Below are 15,749 nucleotides of genomic sequence, written 5' to 3'. Positions count from 1 at the left end.
GTCGGCGACAGCCTGCGCGACGCCCTCGACCCGAAGGCGAGCCGCCGATGACCTCGGTACTCACGATCAAGGACCTGTCCGTCACGTTCCGGACCGAGGACGGGCCGCTGTCGGCCGTCGACCGGGTCAGCCTCGAGGTCGCGGACGGCGAAGTGCTCGCGGTCGTCGGTGAGTCCGGGTGCGGGAAGAGTGTGACCGCGATGAGCATCGCGGGCCTGCTCCCCCGGACCGCGACCGTCACCGGTTCGGTCGTCCTCGACGGGACCGAGCTGATCGGTGCCGGCAACCGCACGCTGCGATCGGTCCGCGGGCGCGAGATCGCGTACATCTTCCAGGAGCCGATGACCTCGCTGAACCCGGTCTTCACCGTCGGCCACCAGATCACCGAGGTACTGCGGACACACATCGGGCTGAACCGCCGGGCCGCCCGCGCCCGTGCGGTCGAGCTGCTCAAGCTGGTCGGCATCCCGTCCGCCGAGCGCCGCATCGACGACTACCCGCACCAGCTGTCCGGCGGGATGCGGCAGCGGGTGATGATCGCGATGGCCGTCGCCTGCGACCCGAAGGTACTGATCGCCGACGAGCCGACCACCGCCCTCGACGTGACGATCCAGGCCGGCATCCTCGACGTACTGCGTGCTCTCCGGGAACGCCTTGGGACCAGCATCGTGCTGATCACGCACGACCTCGGCGTCGTCGCGGACCTCGCCGACCGGGTCGCGGTGATGTACGCCGGACGCGTCGTCGAGACCGCCGAGGTGCACGACCTGTTCGCGCACCCGCGGCATCCGTACACGAGCGGCCTGCTCGGCGCCTCCCCCGCGGCCGCCCGGTACGCCGAATCCCAACGGCTGAACGAGATTCCCGGCCTGGTCCCGGTACTCACCGAGCAGCCCGACGCGTGCACGTTCGCCGATCGCTGCCCGCGCGTACTCGACACCTGTACGACGTCCCAGCCCGTGCTCAGCACCGGACCGCATCGCGTGGCCTGCTGGAACGCCCGAGTGGAGGCCTGAATGGATGCCCTGGAAGTTGAGGACCTGGTCATGCACTTCGGTCCGGTCCGTGCCGTCGACGGCATCACGCTCAGGATCCGCGAGGGCACCGTGGTCGCGCTGGTCGGCGAGAGCGGATCCGGCAAGTCCACCGTCGGCCGCTGCATCGTCAGGCTGCTCGAGCCGACCGGCGGGACCGTCCGCCTCGCCGGCGCCGACATCACCCGCCTCGACCGCCGCCGGCTCCGGCCGCATCGCCGCAACGTGTCGATCGTCTTCCAGGACCCGGCCGGTTCGCTCGACCCGCGGCTGTCCGTCGGGGACATCGTCGGCGAGCCGCTCCGCCTGCAGAAGAAGGCCCGGAAGGAAGTCCCGGAAAAGGTAGCCGAAGCACTCCGCCGGGTCGGTCTGCGCCCCGAGGTCGCCCACCGGGCGCCGCACGAACTCTCCGGCGGTCAGCGCCAGCGGGTCAGCATCGCCCGCGCACTGATCTCCGAACCACGCCTGCTGGTCGCGGACGAGCCGACGAGCGCGCTCGACGTGTCGGTGCAGGCCGCAGTACTCAACCTGCTGGCCGACCTGCAGCGGGATCTCGGGTTCGCGTGCCTGTTCATCACGCACGACCTGTCCGCGGTCGAGTACCTCGCCGACGAGGTCGCGGTGATGTACCTCGGTCAGCTCGTCGAGCAAGGGCCGCGCCGACGGATCTTCGGCAGCCCGGCACACCCGTACACGCAGGCGCTGCTGTCCGCGGCACCCGTACCCGATCCCGCCGAGCAGCGCGCCCGGCGGCCGGTGCTGCTCGGCGACGACCTCCCGTCCGCGATCGACCCGCCGCCCGGCTGCCGCTTCCACACGAGGTGCCCGGTCGCGGTGGAGACATGCCGGACGGTTGTGCCGGAACCGCGCACGATCGGCGAAGGTGGACACCAGGTGGCCTGTCATCTCGTGAACGACGACGGAACCGGACCAGACGTACGACTCACCCAAGGAGTTGCCCGATGACCTTCACCACCCGGCCGACGCTGCGCGGTACGTTCGGGATGGTCTCGTCCACGCACTGGCTCGCGTCGCAGTCGGCGATGCGGATCCTCGAGCTCGGCGGGAACGCGTTCGACGCGGGCGCCGCCGCCGGGTTCGTGCTGCACGTGGTCGAGCCGCACCTCAACGGCCCGGGCGGTGAGGTACCGGCGATCATCGCGACCGCGGCCGACCCGGCGCCGCGGGTGCTGTGCGGGCAAGGGGTGGCGCCGGCCGGTGCGACCATCGAGCACTACCGGTCACTCGGGCTCACGCTCGTCCCCGGGTCCGGTCCGCTCGCGGCGACGGTTCCCGGCGCGGTCGACGCGTGGCTGCTCCTGCTGCGCGACCACGGCACGCTGCCGCTCAGAGTCGTACTCGAGCCGGCCATCGAGTACGCGCGGAACGGACACCCGCTGGTACCGCGGGTCGCGGACACGATCGGGACGGTCCAGGAGCTGTTCGAGGAACACTGGCCGACGTCGGCGGCGCTCTGGCTCAAGGGTGGGCGCCCCGTGACGGGACGGTTCAGCAACACGGCGTACGCCGACACGCTGGAGCGGCTCGTACGGGAGGCGACCGGTAGTGATCGGCAGGAACAGATCGAGCGGGCGCGGAAGGCGTGGCGCGAAGGGTTCGTCGCGGAGGCGGTCGACAAGTTCTCACGGATCCCGCACCGGGATTCGAGCGGCGAGGACCACGGCGGGCTGATCACCGGCACGGACATGGCCGCGTTCGAGGCGACCTGGGAGGACCCGGCGACGTACGACTGGAACGGGTACACCGTCGCGAAGACCGGTCCGTGGGGTCAGGGGCCCGGGCTGTTGCAGTCACTCGCGGTGCTCGCGGTGCTCGGCGAGGTCGACCTCGACAGTGCGGAGGGCGTGCACACGACGGTCGAGGTGATGAAGCTGTCGTATGCCGACCGGGAGGCCTGGTACGGCGACGGTGCCGACGTACCGCTGGAGACGCTCCTCTCCCCCGCGTACGCCGCGGAGCGGGCGAAGCTGGTCGGGGCGGAGGCGTCGCAGGAGCTTCGTCCGGGGCGGCCGGAGAGGCGTACGCCGGTCCTGCCGTCGGTTGCTGCCGGCAACGAGACGGGTGACGCGACGACCGGTGAGCCGACCGTGTCGCCGATCGGTGAGACGCGGGGCGACACGTGTCACGTGGATGTCGTCGACCGCTGGGGCAACATGATCTCGGCGACGCCGAGCGGCGGGTGGTTGCAGTCGTCGCCGACGATTCCCGAGCTTGGATTCTGTCTGGGGAGCCGGGCGCAGATGTTCTGGCTGGAGGAAGGGTTGCCGGCGTCGCTGGCGCCGGGGCGGCGGCCGCGGACGACGCTCACGCCGACGTTGGTGTTGCGGGACGGCGCGGCGGTGATGGCGTGCGGGTCGCCTGGCGGTGATCAGCAGGACCAGTGGCAGTTGCTGTTCCTGCTGCGGCATCTCGGCGCGGGGGCTGATCTGCAGGAGGCGATCGACGCGCCGGCCTGGCATACGACCGGGTTCCCGTCGTCGTTCTACCCGCGGGTGACGGAGCCGGGTGGGCTGGTGCTCGAGAGCCGGGTCGGCGCCGACATCCGCGACGAGCTGGTACGGCGCGGGCACGTCGTCACCGAGTCGGACCCGTGGAGCCTCGGCCGGCTGTGCGCCGTACGCAAGGAAGCCGACGGGGTGCTCGCGGCCGCCGCCAACCCGCGAGGCATGCAGGGCTACGCAGTAGGCCGCTGAGCCAGGGCTGCCTTCGCGGCTGCTTGGACGTGGAGACGGGCGGCTTTGGTGGCCTCTTCGCTGTCGCCCGCCTCGATGGCGTCCACGAGACGGGTGTGTTCGTCGAGCGAGTGGGGTGCGCGGTGGGCGGCGCCGGTACGGAAGACGCGATGGACGTGGTGGTACATCGGGGCGGACATCGACTGCAGCCAGCGGTTCGCGCTGAGGTCGATGACCGTGCGGTGGAAGGCGCTGTTCAGTTCGGCGACCCGGTCGAGGTCCCCGGCCGTGGTCGCCGCGGCGGCCTGGTGGATCAGCGTGCGCAACGCCGCGATCCCAGGCGGCTGCGCGCGCTCAGCCGCGAGCCCGGCGGCGAGCGTCTCGAGCTGCTCCCGGACCGCGAACAGGTCGCGGACCGCCGTCTGGTCGAGGGTCGCGACCACGGCACCGCGCCGCGGCAGGATCTCCACGAACCCCTCGGCCTCGACCACGCGCAACGCTTCCCGTACCGGATTCCGCGAGACGCCGAAGTCGTCCGCGACCCGCGTCTCGGTCAGCCGTTCGCCCTCGAGGTACTCGCCGTCGACGATCCGCCGCCGCAACTCCGTCAGCACCTGCTCACGCAGCGCGACATGATCGGCCCCGACCGTACGAACAGGCCGCACCGCGTCCAGCTCCGCCACCCCTGGCTCCTCTCCCGTTCCGCGTCACGGTAGCCGATCACCGGCAGCGCGGCACGTGATCCCGGCCCGCGTTATGTTGAGGGCTTGAGCATCAGACTGATTCCCCTCACCGACCCGGACTACCGCCCGTTCAGCCGCCGGATCGCCTGGCTGGCCGCGCACGCGGACGGTACGCCGGCCGGATCGGCCTTCCTCCGGCTGGACAGCCGCAGTACCCATGCGCAGCTCGCGGAGTTCGAGCTGAACGTGCATCCGGCCGAACGCCGGAACGGCATCGGCACGCTGCTGCTGGGCGCGGTCGCGGGCCGTGCCCGCGATCACGAGGTACGGACGCTGATCACCGACGTCGACGCCGGGTCGGCCGGCGACCGGTTCCTCCAGTGCCACGGATTCGAGATCGGGCTCACGCTGATCTACGCGCGGCTCGACCTCACCTACCGGACGCCCGACGTACCAGCGGTGCCTGGATATCGGCTGGTGTCGTGGGAGGGCGTCGCGCCGGACGAGCTCGTGCAGACGTTCACCGATGCGCGGGTCGGGATGGCGGATGCCCCGTCCGGGTCGATTCCGGCCGGCACGGACGTGTGGGACGTCGACCGTACCCGGCACGCCGCCAAGCTGATCGAGCAGCGCGGAGACCACCTGTCGGTCGTCGCCGCGCTGGACAGCACCGGGCGGATGGCCGGCTTCACCGAGGTCGTCGTACCGGGCGACGGGAAAGGCGACGGCCAGCTGTACGGCACCGCCGTACTCCCGGAGCACCGCAGCCGCGGGCTGGCCCTGTGGATGAAGGCCGCCCAGATCCACCAGATCCGCCACCGCTTCCCCGACCTGGCCGGCCTGCTCACCGACACGGTCGACACCAACCTCCCGATGCGCCGTACCAACGACCGCCTCGGCTACCGCCCCCAGCTCCAGGTCCACCGCCGCAAGCTGGACCTGTAGCAGACCTACTGGCCGAGGATCTTCTGGACGGCGGCCGTCGTGATGGGGTGGTAGCCCGGGCGGGCCTTCGCGAAGACCTCGGCCGCGAAGGCCCGGTCGGTGCCGGCCAGTGCCTGGTAGACGGGAAGGACGAGCTTCATCCGGCCCACCTTGGTCAGGAACTCGGCCATTTCGGCGTACGCCGCCTCGTAGCTGCTCGCGGCGACGATCTGGTACCAGCGGCGGGCGATCTCGCCGTTCGCCGTACCGGTCAGGCCGAACGCGCGGTCGAGCTGCTGCAGCAGCAACGGGCTCAGTACGTCGGGAGCCGCGTCCAGGAACCGCAGCCACTCCTGCGTCGTCCACCGCTCCGCACCGTGCGGCAGCTCACCCGTCGCCAGCCAGGTGCTCCGCGCCTCGTCCACGACCTGGAAACGCGCCGACACCGCCCGCTCCGCGAATGCCGGGATACCCGGCTCGTACAGCCAGGCAGCCAGCTCGGCCTCGGTCACCACGTCCGGATGCGGCGCGAGCAGATGTTCGCGCAGGTGCGCCACGAAGTCGTCGGTGTTGATGCTGCGGAACGCGAACCGGTCGAAGTACCCGCGCAGGAACGGGTCGAACACCTCGCGCGTGAACCGCTCCTCCAGCCAGGACAGGAACCACGACCCCTTGAGCGGCCCGGTCGACGTCGTCCCGCGGTACTCGGACCGGTGGTGCAGCCCGGGCAGCTCGACCGCGAGCTCGGCCGGCGTCAGCGGGTCCAGCTTCACCACTGTCGCGTGCTGCTTGATCGCGGTCTCCATCAGCGCGAACTCGGTCCCGTACACCGCCTCGACGATCCGGTTCTCGACGTACGACGTGAAGCCCTCGTTCAGCCAGATGTCGTCCCAGCTGTCCTGGGTGACCAGGTTGCCGGACCAGCTGTGCGCGAGCTCGTGCGCGATCACGCTGACCAGCGACTTGTCGCCGATCACCACGGTCGGCGTCGCGAACGTCATCCGCGGGTTCTCCATGCCGCCGTACGGGAACGACGGCGGCAGCACGAGCAGGTCGTAGCGACCCCAGCGGTACGGGCCGAACAGCTCCTCGGTGACCCGCATCATCTCCTCGGTGTCGGAGAACTCGGTCGCCGCCTGCCCGATCGTCGCCGGCTCGGCCCACACGCCGGAGCGGTCGCCGAGCGGCTCGAACACCAGGTCACCGGCCGCGATCGCCAGCAGGTACGACGGGATCGGCTCGGGCATCACCACGTCGTACGAGCCGGTACGCCGGGACGCCGTACCGTTGTCGGCGCTCATCAGCACCATCAGCTCCGGCGGCGCGGTCACGTGCGCGGCGTAGCTGAACCGGACGCTCGGGGTGTCCTGCAGCGGCACCCAGCTGCGGGCATGGATCGCCTGCGACTGGCTGAACATGAACGGCAGCACGCCACCGGCCGTCATCGACGGCTCCAGCCACTGCAGTCCGCTGGCGGTCGGCGCGGTCCGGTAGCTGACCTTCACCCGCGGATGGCCGGCCGTCGCGACGGTCAGCGCGGAACCGAGCTCCGGATCGGCGTCGGCGAGGCTGTAGTGCAGCGGCTCCCAGCCGTCGGCGGTCTGCCCCTCGACACCGAGGACCGTGAGGTCACGGGTGTCGAGAACCAGCCGGTCACCGGCGGGAGCGGCCCAGGCGAGCGTGTGCGTCGCGCTGCCGGACAGCACCTGCTGCCCGAAGTCGAGCGCGAGGTCGAGCTCGAGATGGGTCGTCCGGACCCGGTCCGGCTCGGCGTAGGAGTGGCGATCGTGCGTCAAGGGAAGCTCCCCTAGTGAGGCGTCCGGGGAACAGTACCCACGGACCGGCCGGATCGGACGACCATTCTGGGCCACCCGCACCACCGTGCCAAAACCCCGCTTCGGTCCTGACTTGGCACACTAGGGCCCATGACCATCCAGCGGACTGCTCAAGGGAATCCTGAGTTGATTCTCAGGCGGCGGCCGTTCGGGTCCTGGCTGCTCGGTCCGGCGGACCAGAGCACCCGGCGGCTGCGGATCCGGCTGCAGATCCTGATGACCACGTTCTCGATCGGCACCAACCTGATCGGCGCGCTGGTCGTGTTCGTGCTGGCGGTTTTCGTACTGCCCGGTCCGTCGCTCGTCGACCAGCTCCAGCTCGTCGACGCGATCGTGATTCCGGCGTACTTCCTGGTCGCTATGACGATCGGCTGTGTCTGGAGCCGGCGGCTGACGCGGCGGGTGACCCGCTGGATCGAGCTGGGCCGGCCCGCCACGCGGCAGGAACAGATCGCCACGCTGCAGTTGCCGCTGCGACTGACGCTGATCGAGGTGCTGCTCTGGCTGGTCGCGGCCGTCTTCTTCACCGTGATGACGCTGATGTTGCAGCCCGCGAACGCGCTGCGGGTCGCGCTGACCGTCGTCGACGGTGCGATCATCACGTGTTCGGTGTCGTACCTGCTCACCGAGTTCGCGCTCCGTCCGGTCGCGGCGCGGGCGCTGGCCGACGCCTCGCCGCCGCGGCGGCTGCTCGCGGCCGGCCTGAAGGCGCGGATGCTGTTCTTCTGGTCGGTCGGCTCGGCCGTACCGGTCGCGGGCCTGATGCTGGCCGCTGTCCTCGCGCTGATCGAGCGGGACGTCACCACGACCCGAATGGCCGTCGTGATCCTTGCCTTGGGCATCGTGGCGCTCGGCAACGGCTACCTGCTCACCTGGTTGTCGGCGAAGTCGGTGGTGGCACCGGTGCGGTCGGTGCGGGACGCGCTCAGCCTGATCGGCGAGGGCCGGCTCGACGTCAGCATCCCGGTCTTCGACGGTACCGAGCTGGGCTCGCTGCAGGCCGGGTTCAACCGGATGACCGACGGCCTGCGGGAGCGCGAGCGGATCCGCGACGTCTTCGGGCGGTACGTCGGTCCCGGCGTCGTCCGGGAGGCGCTGACCAGCGACCGGCTCGGCGGCGAGGAGCGGTTCGCCGCGGTCCTGTTCGTCGACCTGGTCGGCTCGACCGAGCTGGCCGCCCGGCGGCCGCCGGGCGAGGTGGTGCAGCTGCTCAACCGGTTCTTCGCGATCGTGGTCGCCGAGGTGGACCGGCAGGGCGGATTCGTGAACAAGTTCGCCGGGGACGCCGCGCTGGCGATCTTCGGGGCGCCGGCCGAGCTGCCGGACCCGGCGGGCAGTGCGCTGGCGGCCGGGCGGGAGCTGGCCCGGCGGCTGGCCGACGAGTTGCCCGAGGCAACGGCCGGTCTCGGGATCACGGCCGGCATCGTGGTGGCCGGGACGGTGGGCGACGTACGGCGGCACGAGTACACGGTGATCGGCGACCCGGTGAACGAGGCGGCCCGGCTGAGCGAGCTCGCGAAGACGGCGCCCGGGCGGTTGATCGCGTCGATGAGCGCGGTCGAGAAGGCGGAGACGGCCGAGTCGGATCAGTGGCGGCAGAGCGACCTGGTCACGGTGCGGGGACGGTCGGTTCCGACCCGGCTCGCGGTCCCTCAGTGACAGTTTCAGTGATCAGTTGGTGCAGGAGCGCGGCGCCGTACAGCATGGCCTTCGTCTGGCGGTCGTGGGCGGCGCGGCGTTCGGCGATCGCGGCCCGGAGTGCCTCGGTGCTTCCGGTACGGCGGAGTCCGTCGAGGACGGGCCTGATCTGCTCGAAGTAGTACCGGCCTTGGCGGAGCATGTGGATGATCCGCGCGTCCCGGACCTGCTCGGGTCCGTACCGGCGGTACTTCGTCCCCGGCTCGCGGGTCGGGGCCAGCAGGCCGGCGGCCTCCCAGACGCGGAGCGCCGACGGGCGGATGCCGAGCCGGTGCGCCAACTCCCCTACCAGCAACGACGGGCCGGTCACCGGCTGCTCGTCGACGTACTCGGCCGCCAGCGCGGCAAGCGCATCGCTCGCGGCGTCCGTTGCTCGTCGTTGCTCGTGGAGTGCAGCGTGGGCGGCGTCGACCAGCCGGTACGCGAGTGCCTCGTCGCCGTCGTGGACGGCGCGCATGATCGCGGTCGCCGTCTCCGCCCCGAAACCGGGCGCGAGGGCGCGGTACGTCAGCAGGGCCTGAACGTGCTCCGCGCCGTACTGGCGGTACCCGCTGTCCGAGCGCGGTGACGGCGGCAGGATGCCGTCCGCCTCGTAGTTGCGGACGAGCTGGGTCGACACCCCGGCCCGACGCGCCAGGTCGACCGGGCGGAGCGCTTTAGCGGCCACCGGCTACGTCGACCGTTGAACCGGTCATGTACGACGAGCGGTCCGACGCCAGGAACGCGATCACCTCGGCGACCTCCTCAGCCTTCCCCGGACGGGCCAGCGGCGGCGTCGTACCGATCCGGTCCAACCGCCCCGGCTCGTGGATCCCTGTCTCGATCAGGCCGGGCCGGACGCCGAGCACGCGGACGCCCTCCTTCGCGACCTCGTTGCCCAGGCCGACGGTCAGCGCGTCCACGGCCGCCTTGCTCGCCGCGTAGTCGACGTACTCCCCCGCCGACCCGAGCACCGCGGCACGCGACGAGACGTTGAGGATCACGCCGCCGTTCCCGCCGTACGCCGTGGACATCCGGCGGACCGCGGCACCGGCCACCAGGAACGCGCTGATCGAGTTGATCCGGAACACCCGCTCGAGACGCGCGGCGTCGTACTCCGCGACCCGGCCGGACGGCGACACCACGCCGGCATTGTTGATCACGGCACCGATCGGGCCGAGCTCGGCGGTCACGGTGTCGAACAGCCGCTCCACCTGGTCCGCCTCGACCACGTCGGCCTGCACGGCGACCGCCCGCCGGCCGCGTTCCTCGCAGGCCTTCACCACCCGCGCGGCCTCGTCGGCCTGCGTCCGGTAGTTCACCCCGACGTCCCAACCGTCCGCGGCCAGGGCGAGCGCGGCGGCCGCCCCGATCCCGCGGCTTCCTCCGGTGACCAGCACAACCCGACTCATGCGGGCCAGTCTGTCACGCGGGCGGGCGGACGATCTGGAGCTGGGTCTCCGAGTCGGTGAAGCCCACCGACCGGTAGATCCGGATCGCCAGGTACTCCGGGTCGGCGACCATCACCAGCGTCCGCGCCTTGGTCAGCCCGTACATCGACGCGTGGTGCACCAGCGTCCCGGCCAGGCCGCGGCCGCGGTCCTCCGGCGACGTCTGCACGTTCTGGAAACGGGCCAGGCCGGCACCGTCGAACATCAGCCCGAGCGAGCTCTGCAGCCGGTCCCCGTCGAACGCCCCGAACCACTTGCCGTGCCCGGAGTCCACCAGGTCCCGCTTCGTCACCAGCTTGCGCCGGGTGAACTCCTTGTACTCGTCGTCGACCGTCATCTCCGAGCACGCCAAGCTCTGGTGGTACACCTGCTCCCAGTCGTCGTCGCTGGTCAGGAACCGGTACGTCGCCTGCTCGTTCGGGCGCGCCGGCGGGACGACCCGCTCGGCGGTCATCACCACGTTGGGCTCGACGGTGAACCCGGCTGCGGTCAGCTCGTCCGCGGCCCCCACGTCGCCGTCCGTACTGTCGATGCCGAACGCAACATGTTTCGCGTCCGGGAACTCGCGGCGGAACTCGTCCAGCCGGATCTCGGTGTCGTCCGGCGCGAACGGCGTCCGGTAGAGCAGGAAGTTGCCCCACCAGAAGCCGGGGTTCTCCGGTGTCCGGACGACGACGTACTCGCCGGTGTCGCGGAACTCGCTGCCGCTCAGCTCGAGCAGCAACAGATCGGTCCGGAAGCCGAGGCTGGTGATCTCCACAGAGCCATCCAATCAGGTTTGACATGCAGCTTATTGGCTGCCTATTGTGATTAGGCAGCTGATTGGCTGCATGATGCGATCGGAGTGCGCATGGACGACGAGGTGTTCCGGGCGCTGGCCGACCCGAGCCGGCGCCGGCTGCTCGACCTGCTGAACGCGCGGAACGGGCAGACCCTGCGCGAGCTCTGCGCCGAGCTGGACATGGCGCGGCAGTCCGTCAGCAAACACCTCGCCGTCCTGGAGAGCGCGAACCTGATCACCACCGTGTGGCGCGGCCGGGAGAAGTTGCACCACCTGAACGCGGAACCGATCAACGCGATCGCGGACCGGTGGATCCATCAGTACGACCGGCGACGGGTGCAGCTGCTCGCCGACCTCAAGACCTCTTTGGAGACCCCCATGGACGACTTCGTCTACACCACGTACATCAGGACGACCCCCGAGCGGCTGTGGCAGGCGCTCACCGACCCGGCGTTCACCGAGCAGTACTGGAAGCTGCATCACGAGACCGACTGGAAACCCGGCTCGCCGATGGTGTGGCACCAGGGCGACGTCGCGATCGACGGGCCTGACCAGGTCGTCGTCGAGCACACGCCGTACACCCGGCTCTCGTACAAGTGGCACCACATCACGCGGGAGTTCGCGGACTCGGTCGGGTTGTCCGACGAGGTCTACGAGCAGACCAGCCGGGAGCCGCTGTCGACCGCGGTGTTCGAGCTCGAGCCGGTCGACGGGCAGGTCAAGCTCACCGTCACGCACACCGGGTTCGAGCCGGACAGCGTGATCCGGACGATGATCCAGGACGGGTGGCCGGCGCTGCTGTCGGACCTGAAATCCTTGCTGGAGACCACAGTCCCGGCCTAGGAGAGTCCGCCCGTGCCCCGTCCGAACATCGTGATCATCTACACCGACGACCTGGGCTGGGGAGATCTCGGCTGCTACGGCAGCCCCGAGATCCGGACGCCGCACCTCGACGCGCTCGCCGCCCGCGGCGTCCGGATGACCGACTGGTACTCGAACTCCCCCGTCTGCTCGCCGTCGCGCGCGGCACTCCTGACCGGGCGGCATCCGGCGCACGCCGGGGTCGAGTCGATCCTCGGGGCGGCGCGGGACACCCACGGACTGCCCGCGCAGGAGACGGTCGCCTCGGAGTTGTCGGCAGCCGGATGGCGTACGGCGGTGTTCGGGAAGTGGCATCTGGGAGTGGACGCGGCGTCGGCGCCGATGCGGTTCGGGTTCGGCGAGCACTTCGGGTTCCGCGCCGGGTGCGTCGACTACTACTCGCACATCATGTACTGGGGTGTGCGGAACCCGCTGCACGACCTGTGGTCGGGCGACGACGAGGTCTGGCACAACGGGGAGTACCTCACGGATCTGATCACCGATCGCGCGGTCTCGTTCATCTCGGCCGCGGAGGAGCCGTTCCTCTGCTACGTCGCGTACAACGCGCCGCACTACCCGATGCACGCGCCGGCGGACGCGATGGCGCAGTACGACCATCTGCCGTGGGACAAGCAGGTGATGGCGGCGATGATCACCCGGGTCGACGACGGCGTCGGGCGGATCGTCACCGCGCTGGCGGAGACCGGGCGGCTCGACGACACGATCATCTTCTTCTCCTCCGACAACGGCCCGTCCGCGGAGGACCGCAACTGGCTCGGCGGCGAGGAGATCGCGTACGCCGGCGGCTCGACCGGCGGCCTCCGCGGCCACAAGGGCTCGCTCTTTGAAGGTGGCATCCGCGTCCCCGCCATCTGGTCCTGGCCAGCCGCGCTACCTGCCGGAGTGGTCTGCTCCGAACCGGCGCTGATGATGGACGTCCTGCCCACCGTCCTCGCCGCCGCCGACCTCCCGCTCCCACCGGACGTCGACGGCACCGACCTCCTTCCCCTCCTCACGACGGGCTCAGCGCCCGAACGCACCCTCACCTGGGAATACGTCGGCCAGCAAGCCGTCCGCCGAGGCCCCTGGAAGCTCGTCACGAACCCCTCGGAACGCCTGGGCGCGCCGCTGGTCCCCGGCACCCACCTCTACGACCTCGCGGAGGATCCCGCCGAGTCCCACGACCTCGCCGACACCCAGCCCGAAGTCCTCCGGGATCTCCTCCAAGCCAACACCCAGTGGACGCACACCCTGCAGGACTGGCGCGCAAACCAAGCACCCGCCTAGCCATCGCGAGCTGGGCGGCGCACGTCATGGGCGCTTGTGGATTACCAGTGGGAGAACGGCGGTGGCGCCTGCCTCACGCAGCTTGGCTGTGGCCACGGTGACCGGCCACTGGGACGAGGTTGCGTCAACCACCAGCAGCACGGTGCGTCCTGCGATGGATTGAGTCGTGGTCGGGTCCACGACGATGCCGTCGCGCCAGACCTTGGCTTCTTCGGCGGACGACAGGTCATCGGTGTAGCCGGTGCGGTTGACGGTCAGCTCGGCTCGGTCCAGGTGGCCGACGCCGGCCACGTGGTCAGCGACGACTGACGTCAGGTCAGGATGACCGCCGGCGGCCAGCGGTACGACGACCTCGGGGCGGGCCGACCACGACCCGCGCCAGCGGGACAGCGCGGCGACGGCGCCGGTTTTGAGCGCCTCGACCGCGTCGTGCGTCGGCGTACCGTTGAACGCACCCTGCAGCACCTCCCGCCACTCGGGCGCATCGGCGTACACGATGATCCGCCCGGGCTCGGCGGACAGCGCGGGCGGGATCTTGCCGCGCGGGCCGAATGCCCCGCCGGGCCACATCTTCCGCGGCTCCAGCACGTGGACCTCGCCGCGCAGCAACCGGGTGACCGCCGCGACGGTCTCCGGATCCGGCCTCGGCACCAACGGCTCCGGCAACACCCCGAGGCACACCGAGCAGCGCCCGCACGGCTCCGCCGACGGATCGTCCAGCGACTCCTGAAGCAGTTGCATCAGGCAACGGTCGCCGCGGGTGTACGCGCGCATGATGTCCGCCTCGCGTCGCCGTACCGACACGATGCCGTCGTAGTGCGCGGCGTCGAACGTCCACTCGGCACCGGTCCGCAGCCAGCCACGCTCGACCCGCTCCACGACCCCGTCCACGGCCAGCTGCTTGAGCATCAACTCGACCCGCGTACGCCGCAGCCCGGTCTCCGCCTCCAGCGCCGGCACCGACGCGGGCTGATCCGGACCGTATCCCTCGAGCGCGCGCAGCAAGCGCTGCACGTTCTCCGGGACCGGGATCGTCGCGGTCGCGAAGTAGTCCCAGACGCCCGAGTCCGCGTCCGACGGGAGCAGCGCCACGACCGCGTGGTCGATCCCGCGGCCGGCACGCCCGACCTGCTGGTAATACGACACCGGCGACGGCGGCGAACCCACATGCACCACGAATCCGAGATCCGGCTTGTCGTATCCCATCCCCAGCGCCGACGTCGCGATCAACGCCTTCAGCCGGTTGTCCCGCAGCGCGTCCTCGAGGCTCTCCCGCTCCCCCGCCTCCAACTGCCCGGTGTAGGCCGCGACCGGCACGTCCCGGCCGTGCACCTCCTGGATCACCGCGGCCAGCCGCTGCGCATCCGCAACCGTCAGCGCATACACGATCCCTGACCCCGGAAGCTGCGGCAGCACGTCGACCACCCACGCGAACCGGTCCAGCGGCGACAGCGCATCCACCACGGCAAGCTGCAGACTCGACCGCGCCAGCGGACCACGCAGTACCAGCGTCGACGCGCCCAGTTGCTTCGCGACGTCGTCCGTCACGCGTGAGTTGGCGGTCGCCGTCGTCGCCAGCACCGGGGTGTCGGGGTTGAGCTTCTGCAGCACGTCGGACACCCGCCGGTAATCCGGGCGGAAGTCGTGGCCCCAGTCCGACACCGCGTGCGCCTCGTCGATCACCAGGAGCCCGATGTTCCCGGCGAGCCCGTCCAGCACGCGACGGCCGAAGCCTGGGTTGGCCAGGCGCTCCGGGGACACCAGCAGTACGTCGATGCCGCCCGAGCGCAGGTCGTGCTCGATCTCCGACCAGGCGTCGATGTTGTTCGAGTTCAGGGTCGCGGCGCGCAGTCCGGCACGGCTGGCGGCGGCGACCTGGTCGCGCATCAGCGAGAGCAACGGCGAGACCACCAGCGTCGGCCCGAAGCCCTCCGCCCGGCGGATCGCGGTCGCCGCCCAGTACACGGCGGACTTGCCCCAGCCGGTCGCCTGCACGACGAGCACCCGCGCGGCCGCCTCGCAGAGCGCCGCGACCGCGGTCTCCTGATCCGCCCGCAACCGCGCGTCGTCACCCGCGATCGCGCGGATCACGTCCCCCGCAACCTTCGCGCGGGTCTCGGTCAGCGTCACCATCGAGTCGGTCTCACCCATGCCCGAAACCCTAGACGCCCGCACCCCCAGTCCGCTCGGCCCGGCCACTCGCCTGTGGAAAACCCCGCTTCAGGCGCAGTTGGCGGGGTGGCAGGGTTCGTTGGTAGGGGTCAGCAGGCGGCGGGGGCCGGCGCCGGTGGTGGCCAGGGTGTCGTGCGGGTTGGCGAGCGCGCAGCGGTCGATGGACAGGCAGCCGCAGCCGACGCAGTCCTTGAAGTCGTCGCGGAGCTGTTCGAGGTGCAGGATGCGGCGGTCGAGTTCGGCCTGCCAGCACTCCGAGATGCGTTCCCAGTCGGCGCGCGTCGGGGTCCGGTTCTCCGGCAGCAGCTTGAGGATCGCGGCCACCTCGGCGAGCGGGATCCCGACCCGTTG

The 15,749-nt window shown here is 70.8% G+C and carries 14 protein-coding genes; 7 read left to right on the top strand and 7 right to left on the bottom strand.

Features of this window, described 5'->3' with window-relative positions; genetic code table 11:
• Positions 1-47 precede the first annotated feature (47 nt).
• The 3 genes from VFF46_RS06745 to VFF46_RS06735 are packed head-to-tail and all read left to right on the top strand — an operon-like array spanning position 48 to position 3,748.
• Positions 48-1,016, top strand: coding sequence for an ABC transporter ATP-binding protein (locus VFF46_RS06745; protein WP_414673039.1), 969 nt, complete (start codon positions 48-50; stop codon positions 1,014-1,016).
• Positions 1,017-2,000: an ABC transporter ATP-binding protein gene (locus VFF46_RS06740; RefSeq protein ID WP_325036151.1), complete on the top strand. Its 984-nt coding sequence runs from the start codon at positions 1,017-1,019 to the stop codon at positions 1,998-2,000.
• Positions 1,997-3,748: a gamma-glutamyltransferase family protein gene (locus VFF46_RS06735; protein ID WP_325036150.1), complete on the top strand. Its 1,752-nt coding sequence runs from the start codon at positions 1,997-1,999 to the stop codon at positions 3,746-3,748. The genes VFF46_RS06740 and VFF46_RS06735 overlap by 4 nt, the downstream gene beginning before the upstream one ends.
• Here the strand turns inward: VFF46_RS06735 and VFF46_RS06730 are convergent.
• Complete coding sequence (locus VFF46_RS06730; RefSeq protein WP_325036149.1) at positions 3,730-4,410, bottom strand: GntR family transcriptional regulator; 681 nt, start codon at positions 4,408-4,410, stop codon at positions 3,730-3,732. The two genes, VFF46_RS06735 and VFF46_RS06730, sit on opposite strands and share 19 nt — an antisense overlap.
• 84 nt (positions 4,411-4,494) lie before the next feature.
• Between VFF46_RS06730 and VFF46_RS06725 the strand changes: the two genes are divergently transcribed.
• Positions 4,495-5,355 carry a GNAT family N-acetyltransferase gene (locus tag VFF46_RS06725; RefSeq protein WP_325036148.1) on the top strand — a complete coding sequence of 287 codons (861 nt, stop codon included), beginning with the start codon at positions 4,495-4,497 and terminating at the stop codon, positions 5,353-5,355.
• A 5-nt stretch (positions 5,356-5,360) separates the two neighbouring features.
• Here the strand turns inward: VFF46_RS06725 and VFF46_RS06720 are convergent, their stop codons facing one another.
• A complete protein-coding gene (locus tag VFF46_RS06720) occupies positions 5,361-7,130 on the bottom strand; it encodes a M1 family metallopeptidase (RefSeq protein ID WP_325036147.1) in 1,770 nt (589 codons plus the stop codon).
• A 129-nt stretch (positions 7,131-7,259) separates the two neighbouring features.
• On the opposite strand from VFF46_RS06720, the gene VFF46_RS06715 reads away from it, so the two are divergent.
• A complete protein-coding gene (locus VFF46_RS06715; RefSeq protein WP_325036146.1) occupies positions 7,260-8,828 on the top strand; it encodes an adenylate/guanylate cyclase domain-containing protein in 1,569 nt (522 codons plus the stop codon).
• Here VFF46_RS06715 and VFF46_RS06710 read toward each other — a convergent pair.
• From VFF46_RS06710 to VFF46_RS06700, 3 genes are read right to left on the bottom strand one after another with little or no spacing between them, the layout of a single operon-like run.
• A complete protein-coding gene (locus VFF46_RS06710) occupies positions 8,779-9,534 on the bottom strand; it encodes a MerR family transcriptional regulator (RefSeq protein WP_325036145.1) in 756 nt (251 codons plus the stop codon). The two genes, VFF46_RS06715 and VFF46_RS06710, sit on opposite strands and share 50 nt — an antisense overlap.
• Positions 9,524-10,258 (bottom strand): SDR family oxidoreductase, encoded by a 735-nt coding sequence (locus VFF46_RS06705; RefSeq protein WP_325036144.1) that lies wholly within the window; start codon positions 10,256-10,258, stop codon positions 9,524-9,526. Before VFF46_RS06705 ends, VFF46_RS06710 begins: the two co-directional genes overlap by 11 nt.
• 13 nt (positions 10,259-10,271) lie before the next feature.
• On the bottom strand, positions 10,272-11,057 hold the full coding sequence (locus VFF46_RS06700; protein WP_325036143.1) for a GNAT family N-acetyltransferase: 786 nt from the start codon (positions 11,055-11,057) through the stop codon (positions 10,272-10,274).
• Positions 11,058-11,147: 90 nt separating this feature from the next.
• Here VFF46_RS06700 and VFF46_RS06695 point away from each other — a divergent pair, with 90 nt between their 5' ends.
• Positions 11,148-11,921 carry a metalloregulator ArsR/SmtB family transcription factor gene (locus VFF46_RS06695; RefSeq protein WP_325036142.1) on the top strand — a complete coding sequence of 258 codons (774 nt, stop codon included), beginning with the start codon at positions 11,148-11,150 and terminating at the stop codon, positions 11,919-11,921.
• A gap of 12 nt (positions 11,922-11,933) precedes the next feature.
• Positions 11,934-13,226, top strand: a complete 1,293-nt coding sequence (locus VFF46_RS06690; protein WP_325036141.1) for a sulfatase family protein — start codon at positions 11,934-11,936, stop codon at positions 13,224-13,226.
• A gap of 24 nt (positions 13,227-13,250) precedes the next feature.
• Here VFF46_RS06690 and VFF46_RS06685 read toward each other — a convergent pair whose 3' ends face one another.
• A complete protein-coding gene (locus VFF46_RS06685; protein WP_325036140.1) occupies positions 13,251-15,377 on the bottom strand; it encodes a RecQ family ATP-dependent DNA helicase in 2,127 nt (708 codons plus the stop codon).
• Positions 15,378-15,446: 69 nt separating this feature from the next.
• A partial coding sequence (locus VFF46_RS06680) for a MerR family DNA-binding protein (RefSeq protein ID WP_325036139.1) occupies positions 15,447-15,749 on the bottom strand: 303 nt, incomplete at its 5' end.

Source organism: Kribbella sp. (genome assembly GCF_035655035.1).
In the GTDB taxonomy this organism is placed as follows: domain Bacteria; phylum Actinomycetota; class Actinomycetes; order Propionibacteriales; family Kribbellaceae; genus Kribbella.
Note: the sequence above shows the minus strand (reverse complement) of the source record. Positions and strands in the feature narration are given on the sequence as shown.

Excerpts from the sequence above, each read along its gene's own strand:
- VFF46_RS06745 (WP_414673039.1), top strand. The coding sequence starts at position 48 with ATGACCTCGGTACTCACGATCAAGGACCTGTCCGTCACGTTCCGGACC.
- VFF46_RS06740 (WP_325036151.1), top strand. The coding sequence starts at position 1,017 with ATGGATGCCCTGGAAGTTGAGGACCTGGTCATGCACTTCGGTCCGGTC.
- VFF46_RS06735 (WP_325036150.1), top strand. The coding sequence starts at position 1,997 with ATGACCTTCACCACCCGGCCGACGCTGCGCGGTACGTTCGGGATGGTC.
- VFF46_RS06715 (WP_325036146.1), top strand. The coding sequence starts at position 7,260 with ATGACCATCCAGCGGACTGCTCAAGGGAATCCTGAGTTGATTCTCAGG.
- VFF46_RS06705 (WP_325036144.1), bottom strand. The coding sequence starts at position 10,258 with ATGAGTCGGGTTGTGCTGGTCACCGGAGGAAGCCGCGGGATCGGGGCG.
- VFF46_RS06695 (WP_325036142.1), top strand. The coding sequence starts at position 11,148 with ATGGACGACGAGGTGTTCCGGGCGCTGGCCGACCCGAGCCGGCGCCGG.
- VFF46_RS06685 (WP_325036140.1), bottom strand. The coding sequence starts at position 15,377 with ATGGGTGAGACCGACTCGATGGTGACGCTGACCGAGACCCGCGCGAAG.